We start from the raw sequence: 20,808 nt of genomic DNA, 5'->3' as shown, positions 1-20,808 counted from the left end.
TCCCCGGCGCCCGCGGTGGCGAGCCACGGCGTCGCGGACGAGGCGACCAGCGCGACGCTGCCGTCGGGCGTCACCACGTGGGTCCGCTCCCCCTTGAGGAGCACGACGCTGCCGGTCTGCCGGGCGGCGCGGAGTGCCGCGGCGGCGGGGTCCGCCTCGACGTCCTGGCGGGACTCGCCGAGGAGGGACGCGGCCTCGCCGGCGTGCGGGGTGAGCACCGCGAGCGGACCGAGGTCGACGAGCGGGATCGCGCCGGCGTCGACGACCACCGGGACGCCGTCGTCGGAGGCGTGCCGGAAGGCGTCGGCGGTGGATGTGTCGAGGTCGTCGAGCGACGGGGCGGAGATGCCGGACCCGACGAGCCACGCCTGCACCCGACCGACGCCGGACACGACCTCGGGACGACGGGTGAGCACGTGGTCGGTCGCGCGGTCCGGGCCGACGTAGCGGACCATGCCGACGCCGGTGTGCACGGCAGCATCGACGCCGAGGACGGCCGCCCCCGGGTACTGGTCGGAGCCGGTCGCGACGCCGAGGACCCCGCGGCAGTACTTCGTGGACTCCCCGTGCGGCACGGTCACCCACGAGGCGGCGTCGGACGGTCGGAAGGGCACGGGTTCGCTCATCGTCCCGACAGTACGGTGGGGCGCATGAGTCTGTTCCTCCCCGGTCGCGTGGTGGTCTTCGACTACGGGGAGGTGATCAGCCGGACGCCGCACGCGTCACGCGACGCCCTCGTCGTGGCGACGGGCGTGCCCGCGGACGAGCTGTTCCCCGTCTACCAGGAGCTCCGGCACGACCTCGACCGCGGCGACCTGTCGGTGCTCGCGTACTGGCGGGCCATCGCCGAGCGGGTCGGCCGCACCTGGAGCGTCACGGACGTGCACCGGTTCTGGGCGATCGACTTCACCGGCTGGTTCGAGGTCGAGCCGGAGACCCTCGCGCTCGTCGAGGAGCTGCACGACGCCGGCACCCGACTGGCCCTGCTGTCCAACGCGGGGTTCGACTTCGGTGACCCGTACCGCCGCTCGCCGATGGGGTCGCTGTTCGAGACCGTCGTCGTCAGCGCCGAGGACCACGTCCTCAAGCCCGACCCGTCCATCTACCGCGACACCTGCGACCGCCTGGGAATCACGCCCGAGCAGATGGTGTTCGTCGACAACAGGGCCGAGAACGCCGCCGGTGCGGAAGCGATCGGGGCGGTCGGCCACCACTACACGTCCCCCGCCGGCCTGCGGACCTTCCTGCAGGACCTGGCGGCGACGACCGAAGGAGCACCCGCGTGACGCACGTCCTGTTCGAGCCGATCACCATCCGCGACCTCACGGTCCGCAACCGCATCTGGGTCTCCCCGATGTGCCAGTACTCGGTCGAGGCACAGGACGGCGTCCCGACCCCGTGGCACCTCGTGCACCTCGGGTCGTTCGCGAAGGGCGGCGCGGGAGCGGTCGTGGTCGAGGCGACGGGCGTCGTCCCCGAGGGGCGGATCAGCCCGCAGGACCTCGGGCTCTGGAACGACGAGCAGCGCGACGCGTTCCGTCCGATCGTCGACTTCCTCCACTCGCAGGGTGCGGCCGCCGGCGTCCAGCTCGCGCACGCCGGCCGCAAGGCCTCGACGTTCCGTCCGTGGGAGTCGGAGCACGGGTCGGTGCCGGTCGAGCAGGGCGGCTGGCAGACCGTCGCTCCGTCGGCCGAGGCCTTCGACGGCTACGCCGAGCCCCGTGCGCTCGCCGCCGAGGACATCCGGGTCGTGGCGCTGTCCTTCGCCGCGGCTGCGCGTCGGGCGGTCGACGCCGGCTTCGACCTCGTCGAGCTGCACGCCGCGCACGGCTACCTGCTGCACCAGTTCCTCTCCCCGCTGTCCAACCACCGCGAGGACCAGTACGGCGGGTCGCTCGAGAACCGGGCCCGCGCGCTCCTCGAGGTCATCGACGCCGTCCGTGCCGAGGTCGGCGATGGCTTCCCGGTCGTCGTCCGGTTCTCGGCGACCGACTGGGTCGACGGCGGCCTGACGCTCGACGAGACAGTGCAGGTCGCACGGTGGGCGGCCGAGCACGGCGCCGACCTCGCGGACGTCTCCACGGGCGGGAACGTGGCGAGCGCGCCGATCCCGGTCGGCCCCGGCTACCAGGTGCCGTTCGCCGCAGCGGTGAAGCGCGTCGCCGGCATCGGGACGATCGCCGTCGGCATGATCTCGGACGCGTTCCAGGCCGAGCAGATCGTCGCGACCGGGCAGGCCGACGTCGTCATGGTCGGGCGCGAGTTCCTCCGCGACCCGTCGTTCGCCCTGCGTGCAGCGGTGGAGCTCGGGGTGCACGTCGACTACGAGCCGCAGCAGTACCACCGGGCGCGGGTGACCGCGTAGACCGTCCCTGTACGTCCTCTCGGCTTCCCGACGGGCACCCGGTACGATGATCAGCACTGTGGACGATCCTCCGAATGCTTCTTCGCCCTCCCACTCATCCGCCGCTCACACGGTGAGCAGCTCCTCCCCGCACGGCCCGGGGGGTGAAGAATGAGTCCGATCGACGTCGTCATGCTGATCGGTGGCATCCTCCTGACGCTCGGCACCGGTGTGTTCGTGGCGTCGGAGTTCGCGCTCGTGAACCTCGACCGCGCCGAGGTCGAGGCCCGTCGGGACCGCGGCGAGTCCGGGCTCGCGCCGGTCATCGGTGCGCTCAAGGTCACGTCGACGCACCTCTCCAGCGCGCAGCTCGGCATCACCCTGACCACGCTGCTCACGGGATACCTGCTCGAGCCGTCGATCGCGACGCTGCTCGAGGCACCGTTCCTCGCGATGCAGCTGCCGGAGCCCGTGGTCGAGACCGTCGGGTCGATCGTGGCGCTCGTCATCGCGACGCTGCTCTCGATGATCCTGGGCGAGCTCGTGCCGAAGAACTTCGCGCTCGCGCTGCCGCTGCAGACGGCGCGCATCGTCGTCCCGCTGCAGATCGCGTTCACGACGGTCTTCAAGCCGGCCGTCGCGGTCCTCAACGGCACGGCGAACGCCGTCCTGCGGGCGATGGGCATCGAGCCGCAGGAGGAGCTCTCCGGTGCGCGCAGCGCCGAGGAGCTCACCTCGCTGCTCCGCCGGTCGGCCTCCGAGGGGTCGCTCGAGCAGGACACCGCGACACTCCTCGAACGCACCATCTCGTTCTCCGAGCTCGACGCGGGCGAGGTCATGACCCCGCGACCGCGCCTGTCGACCATCCGGGTGTCCGAGTCGGCCGAGGCCGTCCTCGCCCTCGCCCGGAAGACCGGGTTCAGCCGCTTCCCCGTCATCGAGGAGGACGCGGACGACGTCGTCGGCATCGTGCACGTCAAGCAGGCGGTCGCCGTCCCGCGCGAGAAGCGCCCGGAGGTGCCCGTCGGGGCGCTCATGACCGACGCCGAGCGCGTGCCGGAGACCATGCCCGGTGACGCCCTGCTCGCCGAAGTCCGCAGCCGCGGCTACCAGATGGTGATCGTCGTCGACGAGTACGGCGGCACCGCGGGTGTCGTCACGCTCGAGGACCTCGTCGAGGAGATCGTCGGCGAGGTGTCCGACGAGCACGACCGCGCCCGCATCGACGTCGTCCGCTCCCGGGGCTGGCTGACGTTCCCGGGGCTCCTCCGCCCCGACGAGCTCGAGGACCGCGCCGGCGTGAAGGTGCCGGAGGACGGGCCGTACGAGACCGTGGGCGGGTTCGTCATGTCGACCCTCGGGCGCCTGCCCGTCGTCGGTGACGAGGTCGCGATCGACGGCGGCGTGTTCCGTGTCGAACGCCTCGACGGGCGCCGGGTCGACCGGATCCGGTACACGCCCACCGCGCCCGAGCCGACGGAGACCGCCAGCGCGCAGTCCCCCGCGACGGCCATCATCATCCCCGTGACGAAGTCCACCCCGACCGTCGACGGCACGACCACCCGCACGACCACGAAGGGCGGCACCCGATGACCACCGTCACCGTCCTCGCCGCCGGCGAGTCCGCCTCCTCCGCCTCCGACTGGTGGGGCATCTTCTGGCTCGTCGTCCTGCTGCTCGGCAACGCCTACTTCGTCGCCGCCGAGTTCGCCGTGATCTCCGCCCGACGCTCGCAGATCGAGCCGCGGGCCGAGGCCGGGTCGAAGGCCGCGCAGATGACCCTCTGGGCGATGGAGCACGCCACGCGCATGCTCGCCACCACCCAGCTCGGCATCACGGTCTGCTCGCTCCTCATCCTCAACGTGTCCGAGCCGGCGATCCACCACCTGCTCGAGGGGCCGCTGCACCTCACCGGGTGGAGCGTCGACGTCATCGGCGTCGTCGCGTTCGTCTTCACGCTGCTGCTCGTGTCGTTCCTGCACGTCGTGTTCGGCGAGATGGTGCCGAAGAACATCTCGTTCTCGATGCCCGACCGCGCCGCACTCATGCTCGTGCCGACGCTCTGGTACATCGGCCACGGGTTGCACTGGGTCGTCGTCGGTCTCAACGAGGCCGCGAACGGCGTGCTGCGCCTGTTCAAGGTCGAGCCGAAGGACGAGGCCGTCAGCGCGTTCACCGTGGAGGAGGTGCAGACCATCGTCGAGCAGTCCCGCCGCGAGGGCACGCTCGTCACCGGTGGCACGCTCCGCATGGCGTTCGAGTTCACCGAGAAGAAGGTCAAGGACGTCGCGGTGCCGATGGCCGAACTCGTCACCCTGCCCGAGGACGCCACCCCCGGCGACGTCGAGCGTGCGGTCGCGCAGCGCGGGTTCTCCCGGTACGTGCTCGTCGGCGAGGACGGCTCCCCCACGGGCTACGTGCACGTGAAGGACGTCATCGACCTGCGTCCGGACGAGTACGACGACCCGGTGCCGCCCAAGCGCATCCGACAGCTCATCTCGCTGTACACCGAGACCGACCTCGAGGACGCCCTCGCGACCATGCGGGGCGCCGGCCGTCACGTGGCGCGGGCGTTCGACGCCGAGGGGCGCACGCTCGGCGTGCTCTTCCTCGAGGACATCCTCGAGGAGCTCGTCGGCGAGGTCGAGGACGCGACCAGACGCCGCTGACCGGCAAGGTCGAGGACGCACAGCGCCACCCACCAGGGCCGCCGCTGACGCGCGCGACGACGGCCGGGAGGCGCGGTGCCAGCTGGCACCGCGCCTCCCGTCCGTGATGTGGTCGCGACCACCCCGTCAAAGCGACAGGCTGCCGCCGAGCGGCCCCGTCCACTCCGCGAAAGCGACAGATCCCCGCCGCAATCCGGCGGCACCCTGTCGCTTTCGCGTCTCGTGCGCCGCGCCGCGCCGCGCCGCGCCGCGCCGCGCCGCGACCGGCGTTACCAGCTCACCGGCAGCGGCTTGCCCTCCTCGTAGCCGGCGGCCGACTGGATGCCGACGAGCGCCCGCTCGTGGAACTCGGCGAGGGACGACGCCCCGGCGTACGTCGCCGAGCTGCGGATGCCCGTCGTGATCATGTCGAGCAGGTCCTCCACGCTCGGCCGCTCCGGGTCGAGGTAGATCGTCGACGACGAGATGCCCTCCGCGAAGAGCGCCTTGCGGGCCCGCTCGTACGGGTCGAGCCGCTCGAACCGCTCGCGCACGGCCTTCGCCGACGCCATGCCCCAGCTCTCCTTGTACGCCTTGCCCGCGGCGTCACGGCGGAGCACGCCCGGCGCCTCGAGCGTCCCGGCGAACCAGGAGCCGATCATCACGGCCGACGCTCCCGCCGCGAGCGCGAGCGCGACGTCGCGGGGGTACCGCACGCCGCCGTCGGCCCAGACGTGCGCGCCGAGGGACTTCGCGGCGGCCGCGGTCTCGAGCACGGCCGAGAACTGCGGTCGACCGACCGCGGTCATCATGCGGGTGGTGCACATCGCACCGGGTCCGACGCCGACCTTGATGATCGAGGCACCGGCACCGACGAGGTGCGCGACCGCGTCCGCAGTGACGACGTTGCCCGCGACGAGCGGGATGCCGAGACCGAGCGACGCGACCGTGTCGAGGGCCCGGAGCATGCCCTCCTGGTGGCCGTGCGCGGTGTCGAGGACGAGCACGTCGACACCGGCGGCAGCGAGGGCCTTCGCCTTCGCTGCCACGTCACCGTTGATGCCGAGCGCAGCCGCCACCCGCAGGCGACCGTCGGCGTCGACGGCGGGCTTGTAGATGTCGGAGCGGATGGCGCTCGTCGGGCTCGTGGTGCCGACGACGCGGCCGTGGCTGGTGACCGGGGCGAAGTCGACCTCCGCCGCCGTCAGGACGTCGTAGACGTGCCGCGGGGTGCCGGCGTCCTCGGCGTCGATGCCGGTCGATGCGCCGTGCAGGAGGTCGCCGAGGGTGGCGTCCTGGCCCGCCGTGCCGAGTCGCGTCGCCGGCACGCAGCCGAGGTACTCGCCGCTGCCGTCGCGGACGACGACGCCCCGCCCGGCGACCGGGAGGAGCTGCTCGAGCGCCTCGGCGACCGTGGTGTCCGCGCCGAGGTCGTAGGCGGTGTCGAACGCGACGGGCTGGTCCTTCACCCAGCGGATCGCGGCGTCGAGGTCCTGCAGGTGCATGTCCTGCGGCAGGACACCCAGGCCGCCGCGGCGGGCGAGGGTCGCGGCGAGTCGGGGGCCGGTCACCGAGTTCATGTTCGCGCTGATGATCGGGATCGTCGCCCCGGAGCCGTCGTTCGCCGCGAGGTCCACGTCGAAGCGGCTCGTCACCCCCGACCGGCTGGGGACGAGGAAGACGTCGGAGTAGGTCAGGTCGTGCGTCGGCCGCGTCTCGTAGAACCTCATGGGGCCACTGTACGGCGGCACAGGGGACGCGGACCGCCCCGTCGACGCGGGTGCGACGCGCGGTGTCGCGCGCGTCCGGCGCGACACGCCGGAGGTCAGCCGGGAGGCACGGATCGCGTCCGGCGGTCACCGAACGGTCATCCCGGAACGGCTAGGCTTCCACGCAGTACGGCAGCAGGGTTGCTGCGTACGACACACACGAGCATCTATCGACGGAGAGTGGGCGATCGGCTGTGTCGAGCCATCTGACCGGAACTGACGAGACCGCGGGCGAATTCGGGGCCAACGAGTGGCTCGTCGACGAGCTCTACGAGCAGTTCGTCGCGGACAAGACCTCGGTCGACGAGTCCTGGTGGCCGGTCCTCGAGAAGTTCCACCGTTCGCAGACCGGGCAGGCCTCCGCCCCGTCCGACTCCGCTCCGGCCGCTCCGGCTCCGGCTCCGTCCGCGCCGTCGGGGACCACGCCCGCGGCGCAGTCGAGCACCCAGCAGCCCGCCACGGGCGATGCCCCGACCGAATCGAAGTCCGGGCCGATCCAGGCGAAGACCACCTCGCGCCAGCCGACCCCGCAGCCGATCCCCGCCGAGGCGAACGACGCCACGGACGAGCACGAGGAGACCCACGAGGACGTGGCCACCCCGCTCCGGGGCATGGCGAAGACCCTGGCGTCCAACATGGACGCCTCGCTCACGGTCCCGACCGCGACGAGCGTCCGGACGATCCCGGCGAAGCTCATGATCGACAACCGGATCGTGATCAACAACCACCTCCGCCGTGCCCGCGGCGGGAAGATCTCGTTCACGCACCTCATCGGGTGGGCGATGGTGCAGGCTCTCAAGGAGTTCCCGAGCCAGAACGTCTTCTACGAGGAGCGCGACGGCAAGCCCTTCGTGGTCGAGCCGGCGCACGTCGGGCTCGGCATCGCGATCGACGTCCCGAAGAAGGACGGCACCCGCTCCCTCCTCGTGCCGAGCATCAAGCGGGCCGAGACGCTGACGTTCGGGCAGTTCCTCTCCGCCTACGAGGACCTCGTCAAGCGCGCCCGCGACAACAAGCTCACGCCGGCCGACTTCCAGGGCACCACGATCTCGCTGACGAACCCCGGCGGCATCGGCACCGTGCACTCGGTCCCGCGGCTCACCAAGGGCCAGGGCTGCATCATCGGCGCCGGTGCGCTCGAGTACCCCGCGCAGTTCCAGGGCTCCGCGGAGAAGACCCTCGTCGAGCTCGGCATCGGCAAGACCATCACGCTCACGAGCACCTACGACCACCGTGTCATCCAGGGTGCCGGGTCGGGCGAGTACCTCAAGAAGGTGCACGAGCGCCTCATCGGCGGGCACGGCTTCTACGAGGGCATCTTCGCGGCGCTCCGGATCCCGTACAAGCCGATCCAGTGGGCGACGGACATCAACGTCGACCTCGCGCACCGCGTCAACAAGACCTCGCGCGTGCAGGAGCTCATCAACAGCTTCCGCGTGCGTGGGCACCTCATGGCCGACATCGACCCGCTCGAGTACCGCCAGCGCACCCACCCCGACCTCGAGATCGAGAACCACGGGTTGACGTTCTGGGACCTCGACCGCGAGTTCGTCACGGGTGGCCTCGCGGGCACCACGAACGCTCCGCTGCGCGACGTGCTCGGCATCCTGCGCGACGCCTACTGCCGCACCACCGGCGTCGAGTACATGCACATCCAGGACCCGGAGCAGCGCCGCTGGATGCAGTCGCACATCGAGGTCCCCTACGCGAAGCCGTCGAAGGACGAGCAGCTCCGTGTCCTCGGCAAGCTCAACGAGGCCGAGGCGTTCGAGACGTTCCTGCAGACGAAGTACGTCGGCCAGAAGCGGTTCTCGCTCGAGGGCGGCGAGTCGACGATCGCGTTCCTCGACACCCTCATCCAGCACGCTGCCGGTGCGGGGCTCGAAGAGGTCGCGATCGGCATGGCCCACCGCGGCCGCCTCAACGTCCTCACGAACATCGCCGGCAAGACGTACGGCCAGATCTTCCGCGAGTTCGAGGGCTCGTCGCTGCCGGGCTCGGTCTCCGGCCAGGGGTCGGGTGACGTGAAGTACCACGTCGGCACCGAGGGCGTGTTCCGCGCGAGCGACGGCACGACGATCCCCGTGACGATCGCGGCGAACCCGTCGCACCTCGAAGCGGTCGACGGTGTCCTCGAGGGCATCGTCCGCGCGAAGCAGGACAAGCAGGGGCCCGGATCGACGAACGTCCTGCCGGTGCTCGTCCACGGCGACGCCGCGATGGCGGGCCAGGGCGTCGTGGTCGAGACCCTGCAGATGTCGCAGCTGCGCGGCTACCGGACGGGTGGCACCGTCCACCTCGTCATCAACAACCAGGTCGGGTTCACCACCCCGCCGGAGTCGGCACGCAGCTCGGTGTACTCGACCGACGTCGCGAAGACGATCCAGGCGCCGATCTTCCACGTGAACGGCGACGACCCCGAGGCCGTGTCCCGCGTCGCGGAGCTGGCCTTCGCCTACCGCGAGGAGTTCCACCGGGACGTCGTCATCGACCTCATCTGCTACCGCCGCCGCGGGCACAACGAGGGCGACGACCCTTCGATGACGCAGCCGCTGATGTACAACCTCATCGAGGCGAAGCGCTCCGTCCGCACGCTCTACACCGAGGCGCTCGTCGGCCGCGGCGACATCACGCAAGAGGAGTACGACGAGGCGCACCGCGACTTCCAGGACCGCCTGGAGCGCGCGTTCGCCGAGACGCACGAGGCGCAGACCGGCACAATCCCGGTCATCACCGGCGACGACGACGGTGCGGTGAACGGCCTCGAGCGTCCGACCTCCCAGCGTGACGACTCCGAGAACGACGTGCACGAGACCGCCGTCTCGGAGGAGCTCGTCCGGGCCATCGGCGACGCGCACAGCAACCCGCCGGCCGGCTTCTCCATCCACCCGAAGCTCCAGCAGCTCCTGGCGAAGCGCACCGACATGACGCGGAACGGCGGCATCGACTGGGCGATGGCCGAGCTCATGGCGATCGGCTCCGTCCTCGTCGAGGGCAAGCCCGTCCGTCTCGCCGGCCAGGACGCCCGACGCGGTACCTTCGTGCAGCGCCAGGCGGTGTTCCACGACCGGGTGAACGGGCAGGAGTGGCTCCCGCTCGCGAACCTCTCGGAGGACCAGGCCCGGTTCACCATCTACGACTCGCTGCTGAGCGAGTACGCGGCGATGGCGTTCGAGTACGGCTACTCGGTCGAGCGTCCCGAGGCCCTCGTGCTCTGGGAAGCCCAGTTCGGCGACTTCGCCAACGGTGCCCAGACGGTCATCGACGAGTTCATCTCGTCCGCCGAGCAGAAGTGGGGGCAGCGCTCGGGCCTCGTGCTCCTGCTCCCCCACGGCTACGAGGGCCAGGGGCCGGACCACTCGTCGGCGCGCATCGAGCGCTACCTGCAGCTCTTCGCCGAGGACAACATGGTGATCGCCCGGCCGTCGACCCCGGCGTCGTGGTTCCACTTGCTGCGCCGCCAGGCGTGGGAGCGCCCGCAGAAGCCGCTCATCGTGTTCACCCCGAAGGCCATGCTGCGCCTGCGCCAGGCGACGAGCCCGGTGGAAGCGTTCACGAACGGCACCTTCGAGGAGGTCATCGACGACGACCGCCAGCTCGACGCCGGTGCCGTCCGCCGCGTGGTGCTGCACTCCGGCAAGGTCCACCACGACCTCCGCGCCGAGGTGGAGAAGGCCGGCCGCGGCGACGTCGCCCTCGTCCGGCTGGAGCAGCTCGCGCCGCTGCCCCTCGAGCGCATCCTCGAGGTCCTCGGCCGCTACCCGGACGCCGAGGTCGTCTGGGCACAGGAGGAGCCCGAGAACCAGGGTGCCTGGCCGTTCGTGTGCATGAACCTCTCGCCGCACCTGCAGGGCCGACCGCTCTCGGTCGCCTCGCGACCGGCGAGTGCCGCGCCCGCCACGGGTTCGTCGAAGCGCTCCGCGCAGGAGGCCACCGAGGTCATCCGCGCCGCGCTCGGCTGACCGGAGCAGCGCGGACGCCGTTCGCGCCCCCGCACGAACATCGCGCCCCGTCTCGACGGGGCGCGATGTTCGTCAGCGGGTGCGACACGGCACGCGCAGCGCAGCCGCGGCACGCGCAAGCCTCGGCGCACCCCAGCGGCGCAGCCCCGGCACGCGCAGCGGCGCCCGCGCTCACACGATGCGCGTGTACCGCACCCCGGCCTCGTGGTAGCCGCGCTTCTGGTAGAAGCGGTGCGCGCTGTCCGTCGCGGCCGCACTGACGGCGCTGAGGCGACGCGCACCCTGCTCGGCCGCCCACGTCTCGAACGTGCCGAGGAGCGCCGAACCGGTGCCGTGCCTCCTGGCCGACTCGTCGACGACGAGCAGCAGCAGCTGCGCCGTCGGCTCGTCCGAGGCGTACGCCCACGTGACCTGGGCACCCGCGACCGCGACCAGCCGGCCGTCGTCACCACGCACCCTCCAGGTGCGGTGCCCCGCCGCAGGTGTGAGCCGCTCGAGCCGGGAGCGCATGTCGGTCGGGTCGACCTCGTGGCCGAGGAGGCGGACGAGGGCGCTGACGTCGGCGACGTCCGCGTCGGACCAGGTGGTGACGGGCTCGACAGCAAGGGTCATGTCGCGACCCTACCGAGCACGGACGGCGTGTGACGACACGCTGACCGGGCTCGCAGGCCGACCGACCGACGCCCGTGCCGGGAGCACCGTCAGTGCGTCGCCTGCTCCACGCGGATCCGGGCGAGGACCTCGGCGCGGAGCTGCTCCGGCGCGGTCTCCTTGCAGGCACGTCGGACGGTCTCGATGAGGACGACGCCGACGCGGTGCTCGCTCGTGCAGTCCTCGCAGTCCGCCATGTGCTCACGGATGTCCGCCGCGTCCTCGCGGCAGAGCTCGCCGTGCAGGAACTCCTCGAGCTCCGCCTTGGCCTTCGAGCAGTCGCAGCCGCTCATCGTGCTTCCTTCCCTTCGACGCGACCCGAGGTCGCAACTGGCTTCCGGCCGCGTCCGCGCATCGTCGCCGTCGACGCTGCGTCCGGGACGATGCCGGTCTCGCGGGCGTGGTCCGCCAGCAGCCCCCGGAGGAGGCGACGGCCACGGTGGAGGCGGCTCATGACCGTCCCCACGGGGGTCTTCATGATGTCGGCGATCTCCTGGTACGAGAAGCCCTCGACGTCCGCGAAGTACACGGCCATCCGGAAGTCCTCGGGGATCGCCTGCAGGGCGTCCTTCACCGCCGACGAGGGCAGGTGGTCGATGGCGTCCGCCTCGGCCGAGCGCGCCGAGATCGACTGGGTGACGCTCTCCGCGCCGCCGAGCTGCCAGTCCTCGAGCTCGTCGATGGTGCCCTGGTACGGGTTCCGCTGGTTCTTGCGGTACGTGTTGATGAACGTGTTCGTGAGGATCCGGTACAGCCAGGCCTTGAGGTTCGTGCCCTGCCGGAACTGCCGGAACGCCGCGAAGGCCTTGACGAAGGTCTCCTGCACGAGGTCGGACGCGTCGGCGGGGTTGCGGGTCATCCGCATCGCCGCGCCGTAGAGCTGGTCCATGAACGGCAGCGCCTGGGTCTCGAAGAGCGCGCGGAGTTCCGACTCGGACGCGGTCGTCTCGTCGGCGAGGACCTCGTCCTCGTCCTGGACCGCGTCGAGCTGCGCCTCGGTGTCCTCGACCAGGTCGTGCGGTGCCGCCACGTCGTGCGGCCCCGCGTCCCGGGGTCCCGCGACGTCGTGCGGTGCTGCCTGCGGTTCGTCGGTGGTCATCACGGCCGAGTCTAGGCCGAGCGTGGTCACCGCGACGGGCAGGTGCGTCCGCTCGCGCGTCAGGGTTGCTGTCGCCAATGGTCCTCCCGGTGGGTTCAGTACCCTGGTGAACCGATGGCTGCCACGACGCATTCCCACCAGGCCCCCTCCCCCTGGACCGCCCCCCGCGCGCGCGGACCGTTGCGCGGCGACGTCGCGCTGCCCGGGTCGAAGTCGCTGACGAACCGGGAGCTCGTGCTCGCCGCCCTCGCCGACGGCCCGTCCACCATCCGGCTGCCGCTGCACTCGCGCGACTCGGCGCTCATGGTCGCCGCGCTCCGACAGCTGGGCGTGGGCATCGAGGAGGTCGCGCCCGCTCCCCGCGCCGACGGCACACCGGGTGCAGCGAACCCGTACGGCCCGGACCTCCGGATCACCCCGGCCCCGATGCACGGTGGCGTCCGCGTCGACTGCGGGCTCGCCGGCACCGTGATGCGCTTCCTGCCCCCGCTCGCCGCCCTCGCGACCGGCCCGGTCACGATCGACGGCGACCCGTACGCGCGGAAGCGGCCGATGGCAGCCATCATCCAGGCGCTCGTCGACCTCGGCGTCGACGTGACCGACGACGGCGACGGCGCGATGCCGTTCTCCTTCACGGGCACGGGTGCGGTCCGCGGCGGCTCGCTGACGATCGACGCGTCCGCGTCCTCGCAGTTCGTCTCGGGCCTGCTGCTGTCCGCACCGCGCTTCACCGAGGGCCTGCACCTCGTGCACGCGGGCGAGCGACTGCCGAGCCTGCCGCACATCGACATGACGGTCGAGGTCCTCCGGGCCCGCGGCGTGCGCGTCGACCAGCCTGCTGTCGGCGAGTGGGTCGTGCACCCCGGCCCGATCGCGGCGCGCGACGTCACCATCGAGCCCGACCTCTCCAACGCCGCCCCGTTCGCGGTCGCTGCCCTCGTCGCGGGCGGCACCGTCCGCATCCGCGCCTGGCCGACCGAGACGACCCAGGTCGGCGCCGACCTCGAGACGCTCCTGCCCCTCTGGGGTGCTACCGTCACTCGGGACGGCGACGACCTCGTGTTCGACGGCGGAGTCGGGGTGGCGGGTGGAGCCTCCCTCCCGGGCGTCGAACTCGACCTCACGCGCGGCGGCGAACTCGCCCCGGCGCTCGTCGCGCTCGCGGCGCTCGCGGACGCGCCGAGCGAGATCACCGGCATCGGCCACCTCCGAGGGCACGAGACGGACCGGCTCGCAGCGCTGGCGACGGACCTGAACCGGACGGGAGGCGCGGTGCACGAACTCGACGACGGCCTCCGGATCGAGCCGGCCCTGCTCCACGGCGCGGACTGGTCCGCGTACGACGACCACCGGATGGCGACGGCCGGGGCCGTCGTGGGGCTCGTCGTCGACGGCGTCGCCGTCGACGACGTCGGCTCGACCGCGAAGACCCTGCCGCAGTTCCCCGAGCTGTGGGCGTCGCTCGTGGCGACGGGCGACGGCGCCGGGTCGGCAGCGCCCGGCGGGGTGACCTCGTGAGCTGGTGGGACGACGTCGACGGCGACGACACGGACGACGACGAGCCGTACGGGCAGTACGAGTCGAAGGTCCGGATCCGGCCGAACCCGAAGGGCAACCGGCCGCGCACGAAGGTCCGGCCGACGTACGAGGACGCGCCGGTCGGCTGGGTGACGAACGTCGACCGTGGGCGGTACGGCGTGCTGGTCGAGGCCGGCGAGCCGGACGAACGCGTCATCACGGCGACGAAGGCCCGCGAGCTCGGCAAGAAGTCGGTCGTCACCGGTGACCACGTGTCCCTCGTCGGCGACCTCTCCGGCGAGCCCGGCTCACTCGCGCGCATCGTGAAGGTCGCCGACCGAACCACGCTGCTGCGGCGGAGCGCAGACGACACCGACGAGGTCGAGCGCGTCATCGTCGCCAACGCGGACCAGATGCTCGTCGTCGTCGCGGCGGCGGACCCCGAGCCGCGGACCCGGCTCATCGACCGCTACCTCGTGGCGGCGTTCGACGCGGGACTCGACCCGATCCTCTGCATCACGAAGACCGACCTCGCCGACCCGGCGCCGTTCCTCGAGCACTTCGCCTGCCTCGACCTCCGCATCGTCACGAGCCGCTCGGACGACGTGCCGTTCGACGCCCTGCACGAGGTCCTCGACGACCGGGTCACCGTCACCGTCGGGCACTCCGGCGTCGGGAAGTCGACGCTCGTGAACGCCATCACCGGTGCGACCCGGGCGACCGGGCACGTCAACGCCGTGACGGGGCGGGGGCGCCACACGTCGTCGTCCTCGATCGCCCTGCGCGTGCGGGACGGTGGGTGGATCATCGACACCCCGGGGGTCCGGTCGTTCGGTCTCGGCCACGTCGACCCCGCGAACGTCTTCCGGGCGTTCGCCGCACACGCCGTGCCGGTGCGGGAGCCCGCCGACGGCATCCCGCTCGCGCAGGCGCACGACTGGGAGATCGTCGACCGGGTGGCGGACGGCGAGCTCGGCCCGACCGGGGTCGAGCGGCTCGACTCGTTCCGTGCGCTGCTGACCGGGATGGGCGCGGAGGACCCGGGCCAGGAGTAGCCGTGAGCAGCCGGGGACGGCACGGCACGGCACCGCACGGCACCGCACGGCACGGCACGGCACGGCATCACAGCGCACCGCACCGCACCGCACCGCACGGTGCGAGGGGCGCTCGCGACGGTGCGGACTTCCGCGCGCGGTGCGAGCCCCAGGGGGTCGCACCGCGGACGGGACCCCGCACCGTCACGCACTGACCCGTGGGTGTATCGTTGCGCCTCGTGTCTGAAGTTGCAAAGTACAACTACACCTCGTCGAGCGCGACCCACGCCGCCCCGAGGGTCCACCACCCCCGACCGGACAGCGTGTGGCGCCCGACGGGACTCGGCGTGGTGCTCCGCCACTTCGCCTCGCACATCCTCGTCCCCCTGTTCCTCGCCGCGGGCATGGGACTGGCGTACCTCGGCGCGTTCCATGCCCCGACCCCGCACGACCTCCCGGTCGGCATCGTCGGGCAGGGTGCGGCGACGCAGGTGTTCGCGCAGACCGTGACCGACCGGTCCGACGGCGCCCTCGTCGCGCACGTCGTCGCGGACACCGACCGAGCGGAGCAGCGCGTCCGCGACCGCGAACTCGCCGCGGTCTACGCCCCGACCAGCACCGGCGCGACCCTCTACGTCTCGAGCGCGGCGTCCGAGACGACCGCCACCGCCGCACAGAAGGTGTTCCTGCCGATCGCGTACGAGCAGCACCTGCCGTTCCGCGTGGTGGACGTCGTGCCCGCTGGTGCGCAGGACTCGACCGGGCAGGGGCTCTTCTTCCTGCTGGTCGGCCTCAGCGTCGGCGGGTACGCCTCGGCGATCGCGGTCGCCGCGGTGGCGACGAAGCTCCGGGCCGTCTGGACGGCCGTGGTCGGACTGGCCACCGCCGGCGTCGTCGCGGGCATCGGCATCGTCATCGCCGGTCCGGTGTACGGCGTCGTCGCGACCCACCGGTGGGAGGTCTTCCTCGTCGCGTGGCTGTACGACGCGGTGATCGTGGCGCTCGGCGTCGGGCTGCACCCGGTGCTCGGCCGCTGGACGACCCCGATCCTCACGATGCTCTTCGTGATGCTCAACTTCACGAGTTCCGGCGGCATCTTCCAGCCGGCGTTCCAGCCCGGCTTCTTCGCGGCGCTCAACTCGTTCTGGAGCGGTGCGGCGTGGCTCCAGGTGGCACAGGCGCTGGAGTACTTCCCCGACGCATCCGTCGGCCGGCCGATGCTCGTGCTGGCCCTCTGGCTGGTCGTGGCCGTCCTGCTCTGCGTCGTCGTGCACGGCCTCGTCGCCCGCCGGACCCGCATCGCCCGCGAGCGCGTCGTGACCGCGCAGGAGGAGGACGAGGTGGTCGCCGCCTGACGTCGGGCGACGTGCTCCACCTCCGCCCGGGGCCCGGACGACCCGGGCGCTACGCTCGACGCGTGGACCTCAGCGCCGACCTCGACTTCGCCCGCTCCCTCGCCGACACCGCCGACGCGATCAGCCTCGAACGGTTCCGCGCCGCCGACCTGCACGTGTCAAGGAAGGCCGACAGCACCCACGTCACGGACGCCGACCAGGCGGTCGAGCGGGCCCTGCGCGAGCGACTCGCCACCGAACGGCCGGACGACGCCTTCCTCGGCGAGGAGACCACGGCGGACACCGGAGCCGACGCGGTCAGCGAGGGACACCGGCAGTGGGTGGTCGACCCGATCGACGGCACCGCGAACTACCTCCGCGGCGTGCCGGTGTGGGCCACCCTCATCGCCCTGGCGGTCGACGGACGCCCGGTCCTCGGCGTCGTGAGCGCACCGGCCCTCGGCAAGCGCTGGTGGGCCGCCGAGGGGCTCGGCGCACACTCCTTCGACGGGCCGCTCCGGGTCTCCGGAGTCGACGAGCTCGGCGACGCGAGCCTCAGCTACAACAGCATCCAGCAGTGGGACGAGGACGACCGGCTGGAGTCGCTGATCGCGCTCTCCCGGACGGTCTGGCGCACCCGGGCCTACGGCGACATGTGGTCGTACATGATGGTCGCCGAGGGCGTCCTCGACGTCGCCGGCGAACCGGACCTCAAGCCGTGGGACATCGCCGCGCTCGTCCCGATCGTCGAGGAGGCCGGTGGTCGGTTCACCTCGCTCGACGGCGATCCCGGGCCCTGGCACGGCAGCGCCCTCGCCACGAACGGGCTCGTCCACGACGCCGTCGTGGACCTCCTGCGCCGCTGACACGCGACCGGGCGATCCAGAGAACGCAACGTCCCTCCCCCGAGACCCCCCGCGGAGTCCCCCTCGTCCGGGTCCCCCGCTCGATACCCACGCGTACCCCGTTCGGTACGAACGGCGCGGGTCCACCGCGCACCCGAGCCGAACGGGCCCGTTAGGACCGCCGGAACGGCCGGCCCCGGCAGCGGTCGACGCTGTACCCCGTTCCACTACCACACGCCCCGGAGTGGCTTCCCCACGACGGGGGTGCCTCCCCCCGGACTGGGGACACGGCGGGGGTGAATTGTCCTCGAACGACCGGTCCACCTCGGCCCGACCTGGGTTACTGTCAACGGGACGCCAGGTCAGGTGACGTCTCGGATTCCCTAGATCCGGCACGGAACGCGACCCGGTGCCAGTTCGTCGAAGACCCTAACCCGAGGGGTGATACAGACGATGACATCATCGTTCCCGAGCGGAACCGAGTGCACCCTCACTCGTCGTCCGCATTCCAACCACGAAGCTCTCACACGACCGGTCCGTCGCGCGGTTTCCCTCCGCACGTTCGACCGCTCCGCCTCTGCGCGCCCGTCCGTCGCTGCATCCGTCCCCGTACCCGGGAGCCGGTGAGTCATGGCACTCACCGGTCGCCGTCTCGAGGTCGACCGGATCGCGACCCTCGCCATGCTCCCTCGGGAGTCGGCGATGGTCGTGGTCGGCGACCCTGGTTCCGGGCGCAGCAGCGTCCTCGACGCGGTCGCGCACCGCGTCTCCCTCCCCGTCGTCCGCGTCGGTGTGAACGGCAGTGAGTCCCACTGGCCCCTGGCCGGCGTGACCGCGCTCTTCACCGCCCTGGACGACCCCCGCGCCACCGCGCACATCGCCCACCTCCTGCAGGCGGGCAGCACCGGTGTACAGGCCCCAGCCCGCGCCGGGCTCGCCGCTGCGCACGACTTCCTCGAAGCCGTGCACACGCTGACCCTGCCCCCGACGGTCGTGCTCATCGACGACCTCGACCGGATGGACGTCGAGAGCCAGGAGCTCATCGCCTTCCTCGCCGGTCGGTTGGCCGGCACGGCACTCCGCGTGGTCTTCTCGGTCCGTTCCGTCCCCGCAGACGGCCCCCTCGCCGCGCTCCCCGCGCTGCGCCTGGAGCCGCTCAGCGAGGACGACTCGCTGACCCTCGCCCGGGCAACCGCCCCCGAGGACGCGAACGACGGCGTCCTCGCGGTCCTCGCTCAGGAGACCGGCGGCAACCCCGGCGTCCTGCGTGAGCAGCTCACGGCGCTCACCCGCGGCCAGCTGAGCGGCACCGAGCCGCTCGTGCTGCCGCTCCGCCCCACGAAGACGACGGAAGCGATCGCCTCTGCCGTGCTCGACGCCGCTGCGGGACGCGATCTGGACGTCCTCGCTCGGCTCGCGCTCGTGCCGACGGCGACCGCCGCCGGATGGGACCGTGACGCCCTCGACGACCTGGCGGACGCCGGACTCGTCACGGTGCGCGGTCAGCAGGTGTCCGTCACCAACCCGCTCGTGCGGTCGTCGCTGTACTGGGGCACCGCCGCACGCGACCGTCGCGCGGCGCACACCGCCCTCGCGGAGGCCACCGCGGACACCGACCAGCGCGCACACGCCTGGCACCGGAGCTTCGTCGACGACGTCCCCGACGCCGTCGCGCTCCTCCGTGCGGCCCGGTCGTACGTGGTGGACGGCAACACCACCGCGGCGACCGCCCTCACCGAACGGGCCCTGCTCGTCGGCGGCGGTACCGAGGACGAGCACGAGGCGCTGCTCGGCGTCGCCGAGGTCATGCTGGCGAACCGGCTCCTCAGCGGGACCGCACGCTACCTCGCTGCGATCCGGCCCTTCCGCGCCACCGTCACCGAGGTCCGACGACTGCGACTGCAGTACTCCGTCGAGTTCCTCAGCGGTGATGCGGTGCACGCCGACGAGCTGCTCGTGCCGGCGGACACGGACGACCCGACCGAGACGGACGCCGTCGCGGGCCTGCTCGCGACCGTGGCCTGCTTCCGGGCCGAGGTCTGGGAGGTCGACCAGGCGCGGGACCTCCTGCACCGCGCCGAGCCCTACCTCGACACGGCGTCACCGCACACGCTCGAGATCCTGTCGACGGCACGCGACCTGATCGCCGCCGTCGACGGGACGCTCCCGGCGGACGCGGAGCTGCACGACGGACTGTCCGCGAACGTGCTGCTCGGCATGTCCGACCCGGCGCTGCTCCTCCTCGCCCACGCCCTGAGCCTCGGCGAGCGCTACCGCAGCGCTCGTCGGGTGTTCGCCCTCGTGCTCGCCCGGGGGCCGCAGACGCCCCTGGTGTGGACCGAGGCGGCGCGGTACCTGTCCGCCGACAACGAGGTGCGCTCCGGGAACTTCCGGCAAGCGCTCCGCGCGATCGACGTGTGGGAGGCCGGCTCGGCGGCGGCGGAGCGGCTGCGTGAGCCGTCGCGGGTGATCGCGATCGCCTGGCGACACTTCGCCGAGGGTCGTTCCGCGGAGGCGCTCGACGTCCTCGACGCCTGCCTGGCGCAGCGCTCGACGAACCGGCTGTGGGGTGCGACGGCGAAGCTGCACGCCCTGCGCGGGCAGGTCCTGCTGCTCGACGGCCGGCTCGAGGAGGCAGCGGTGGCCCTCGAGGCCGCGGACGCCATCGGTCGTCCGCTGCGCAACCCGGTCCTGCTCCGGCACCTCGGCGACCTGGTGGAGGCCTACGTGCGCCTCGGTCGGGTCGACGATGCCCGGGCGATCACGGCCCGCCTCGCGGCGGACCACCACGCGCGGCCGTCGCGGTGGGGAGCGCTCGTCCTCGCGAGGAGCCTGGCGCTCGTCGCGGACGACACGACGCGGGAGACCGCACGTCGCCGCGCGCTGGAGCTGTTCCAGCCGCACGACTCGCAGTTCGAGCGGGCTCGCACGTTCGCGGCCATGGCCGCGGTCGGTTCGCCGACCGAGCGTCCGCGCCTCGGTGCCGCGGCAGCTGCCGCCTACGAGGCAGCGGGTCTGCGTCGACCGCTCGTCACGCCGGCTCCGTCGGTCGCGATGCCGTCGTTCGGTGCGGGGCTGGTCCGGTCGGGTCCGACGGCCTCCGGTCCGGTCCCCGGGACCCCGCGGAGCGCTCCGGACGCGTCGGCGGCGTTCACGTCGCTCACCGCCGAGGAACGCGCCGTCGTGCAGAAGGTGACCGAGGGGTACCGCAACCGCGAGATCGCCTCGTCGCTGTTCATGTCCCAGCGGACGGTCGAGCTGCGGCTCACGCAGATCTACCGCAAGGTCGGTGCGCGTTCGCGCTCGCACCTGGTCGCGCTCCTCACCTGATCGGCGCGCCCACGCGGTCGTGACGCGACCACGAGACGGACGGGAGGCCCGGTACCAGCTGGTACCGGGCCTCCCGTCCGTCGTCTGCGTGCCCGGCGCCGGGGCGCACCGACCTGCGTGACGTCACCCCCCGGATGCGGGGTTCCGCACCGCCGCACGCGCGGTGCGGTGCCCGCGCGGGGAACCGCAAGAGCGGCCGGACCTGGTTGCCCTGGCCACCACGTGCGGGTGACGCTTCTCCTGCACCGACCGCCGTGCTCCCCCGGGAGCCCGA

At 72.3% G+C, this 20,808-nt stretch carries 15 protein-coding genes; 10 read left to right on the top strand and 5 right to left on the bottom strand.

What is annotated here, in order from left to right; genetic code table 11:
• Positions 1-626 (bottom strand): ADP-dependent NAD(P)H-hydrate dehydratase (locus ACSW7Y_RS03475; protein WP_438124947.1); only part of this gene is annotated, 626 nt, incomplete at its 3' end.
• Between the two features lie 24 nt (positions 627-650).
• Here ACSW7Y_RS03475 and ACSW7Y_RS03470 point away from each other — a divergent pair.
• The 4 genes from ACSW7Y_RS03470 to ACSW7Y_RS03455 all read left to right on the top strand — a co-directional run bounded on the left by ACSW7Y_RS03470 (position 651) and on the right by ACSW7Y_RS03455 (position 5,013).
• Positions 651-1,286, top strand: coding sequence for an HAD family hydrolase (locus tag ACSW7Y_RS03470; protein ID WP_438124946.1), 636 nt, complete (start codon positions 651-653; stop codon positions 1,284-1,286).
• Complete coding sequence (locus ACSW7Y_RS03465; RefSeq protein ID WP_438124945.1) at positions 1,283-2,365, top strand: NADH:flavin oxidoreductase/NADH oxidase; 1,083 nt, start codon at positions 1,283-1,285, stop codon at positions 2,363-2,365. Before ACSW7Y_RS03470 ends, ACSW7Y_RS03465 begins: the two co-directional genes overlap by 4 nt.
• Positions 2,366-2,515: 150 nt before the next feature.
• Positions 2,516-3,937, top strand: coding sequence for a hemolysin family protein (locus ACSW7Y_RS03460; protein WP_438124944.1), 1,422 nt, complete (start codon positions 2,516-2,518; stop codon positions 3,935-3,937).
• Positions 3,934-5,013 carry a hemolysin family protein gene (locus tag ACSW7Y_RS03455; protein WP_438124943.1) on the top strand — a complete coding sequence of 360 codons (1,080 nt, stop codon included), beginning with the start codon at positions 3,934-3,936 and terminating at the stop codon, positions 5,011-5,013. Before ACSW7Y_RS03460 ends, ACSW7Y_RS03455 begins: the two co-directional genes overlap by 4 nt.
• A 269-nt stretch (positions 5,014-5,282) precedes the next feature.
• Here the strand turns inward: ACSW7Y_RS03455 and ACSW7Y_RS03450 are convergent, their stop codons facing one another.
• On the bottom strand, positions 5,283-6,722 hold the full coding sequence (locus ACSW7Y_RS03450; protein WP_438124942.1) for a GuaB1 family IMP dehydrogenase-related protein: 1,440 nt from the start codon (positions 6,720-6,722) through the stop codon (positions 5,283-5,285).
• A gap of 233 nt (positions 6,723-6,955) precedes the next feature.
• Between ACSW7Y_RS03450 and ACSW7Y_RS03445 the strand changes: the two genes are divergently transcribed.
• Entirely contained in the window at positions 6,956-10,723 is a 3,768-nt protein-coding gene (locus ACSW7Y_RS03445) for a multifunctional oxoglutarate decarboxylase/oxoglutarate dehydrogenase thiamine pyrophosphate-binding subunit/dihydrolipoyllysine-residue succinyltransferase subunit (protein ID WP_438124941.1), read from the top strand.
• A 171-nt stretch (positions 10,724-10,894) separates the two neighbouring features.
• On the opposite strand, the gene ACSW7Y_RS03440 is transcribed toward ACSW7Y_RS03445, so the two are convergent.
• The 3 genes from ACSW7Y_RS03440 to ACSW7Y_RS03430 form a co-directional block, all read right to left on the bottom strand.
• Entirely contained in the window at positions 10,895-11,335 is a 441-nt protein-coding gene (locus tag ACSW7Y_RS03440) for a GNAT family N-acetyltransferase (RefSeq protein ID WP_438124940.1), read from the bottom strand.
• An 89-nt stretch (positions 11,336-11,424) separates the two neighbouring features.
• Positions 11,425-11,667 carry a zf-HC2 domain-containing protein gene (locus ACSW7Y_RS03435; RefSeq protein WP_412881003.1) on the bottom strand — a complete coding sequence of 81 codons (243 nt, stop codon included), beginning with the start codon at positions 11,665-11,667 and terminating at the stop codon, positions 11,425-11,427.
• A complete protein-coding gene (locus ACSW7Y_RS03430; protein WP_438124939.1) occupies positions 11,664-12,473 on the bottom strand; it encodes a sigma-70 family RNA polymerase sigma factor in 810 nt (269 codons plus the stop codon). Before ACSW7Y_RS03430 ends, ACSW7Y_RS03435 begins: the two co-directional genes overlap by 4 nt.
• A 114-nt stretch (positions 12,474-12,587) precedes the next feature.
• Between ACSW7Y_RS03430 and aroA the strand changes: the two genes are divergently transcribed.
• The 5 genes from aroA (at position 12,588) to ACSW7Y_RS03405 (ending at position 20,534) form a co-directional block, all read left to right on the top strand.
• The gene (gene aroA, locus ACSW7Y_RS03425; RefSeq protein ID WP_438124938.1) at positions 12,588-13,991 is read left to right on the top strand and encodes a 3-phosphoshikimate 1-carboxyvinyltransferase; all 1,404 of its coding nucleotides are present in this window, start codon (positions 12,588-12,590) and stop codon (positions 13,989-13,991) included.
• Positions 13,988-15,046, top strand: a complete 1,059-nt coding sequence (gene rsgA / locus ACSW7Y_RS03420; RefSeq protein ID WP_438124937.1) for a ribosome small subunit-dependent GTPase A — start codon at positions 13,988-13,990, stop codon at positions 15,044-15,046. Before aroA ends, rsgA begins: the two co-directional genes overlap by 4 nt.
• Positions 15,047-15,264: 218 nt before the next feature.
• Positions 15,265-16,380 (top strand): hypothetical protein, encoded by a 1,116-nt coding sequence (locus ACSW7Y_RS03415; protein ID WP_438124936.1) that lies wholly within the window; start codon positions 15,265-15,267, stop codon positions 16,378-16,380.
• A 62-nt stretch (positions 16,381-16,442) separates the two neighbouring features.
• Positions 16,443-17,225, top strand: a complete 783-nt coding sequence (locus ACSW7Y_RS03410; RefSeq protein ID WP_438124935.1) for an inositol monophosphatase family protein — start codon at positions 16,443-16,445, stop codon at positions 17,223-17,225.
• Positions 17,226-17,834: 609 nt separating this feature from the next.
• Positions 17,835-20,534, top strand: coding sequence for an AAA family ATPase (locus tag ACSW7Y_RS03405; RefSeq protein ID WP_438124934.1), 2,700 nt, complete (start codon positions 17,835-17,837; stop codon positions 20,532-20,534).
• Positions 20,535-20,808: the final 274 nt, after the last annotated feature.

This window comes from Curtobacterium flaccumfaciens (assembly GCF_051548005.1).
Taxonomy (GTDB): Bacteria; Actinomycetota; Actinomycetes; order Actinomycetales; family Microbacteriaceae; genus Curtobacterium.
Note: the sequence above shows the minus strand (reverse complement) of the source record. Positions and strands in the feature narration are given on the sequence as shown.

Coding starts and splice junctions, on each gene's coding strand:
- ACSW7Y_RS03470 (WP_438124946.1), top strand. CDS start 651: ATGAGTCTGTTCCTCCCCGGTCGCGTGGTGGTCTTCGACTACGGGGAG.
- ACSW7Y_RS03460 (WP_438124944.1), top strand. CDS start 2,516: ATGAGTCCGATCGACGTCGTCATGCTGATCGGTGGCATCCTCCTGACG.
- ACSW7Y_RS03455 (WP_438124943.1), top strand. CDS start 3,934: ATGACCACCGTCACCGTCCTCGCCGCCGGCGAGTCCGCCTCCTCCGCC.
- ACSW7Y_RS03450 (WP_438124942.1), bottom strand. CDS start 6,722: ATGAGGTTCTACGAGACGCGGCCGACGCACGACCTGACCTACTCCGAC.
- ACSW7Y_RS03440 (WP_438124940.1), bottom strand. CDS start 11,335: ATGACCCTTGCTGTCGAGCCCGTCACCACCTGGTCCGACGCGGACGTC.
- ACSW7Y_RS03435 (WP_412881003.1), bottom strand. CDS start 11,667: ATGAGCGGCTGCGACTGCTCGAAGGCCAAGGCGGAGCTCGAGGAGTTC.
- ACSW7Y_RS03430 (WP_438124939.1), bottom strand. CDS start 12,473: ATGACCACCGACGAACCGCAGGCAGCACCGCACGACGTCGCGGGACCC.
- aroA (WP_438124938.1), top strand. CDS start 12,588: ATGGCTGCCACGACGCATTCCCACCAGGCCCCCTCCCCCTGGACCGCC.
- ACSW7Y_RS03405 (WP_438124934.1), top strand. CDS start 17,835: ATGGCACTCACCGGTCGCCGTCTCGAGGTCGACCGGATCGCGACCCTC.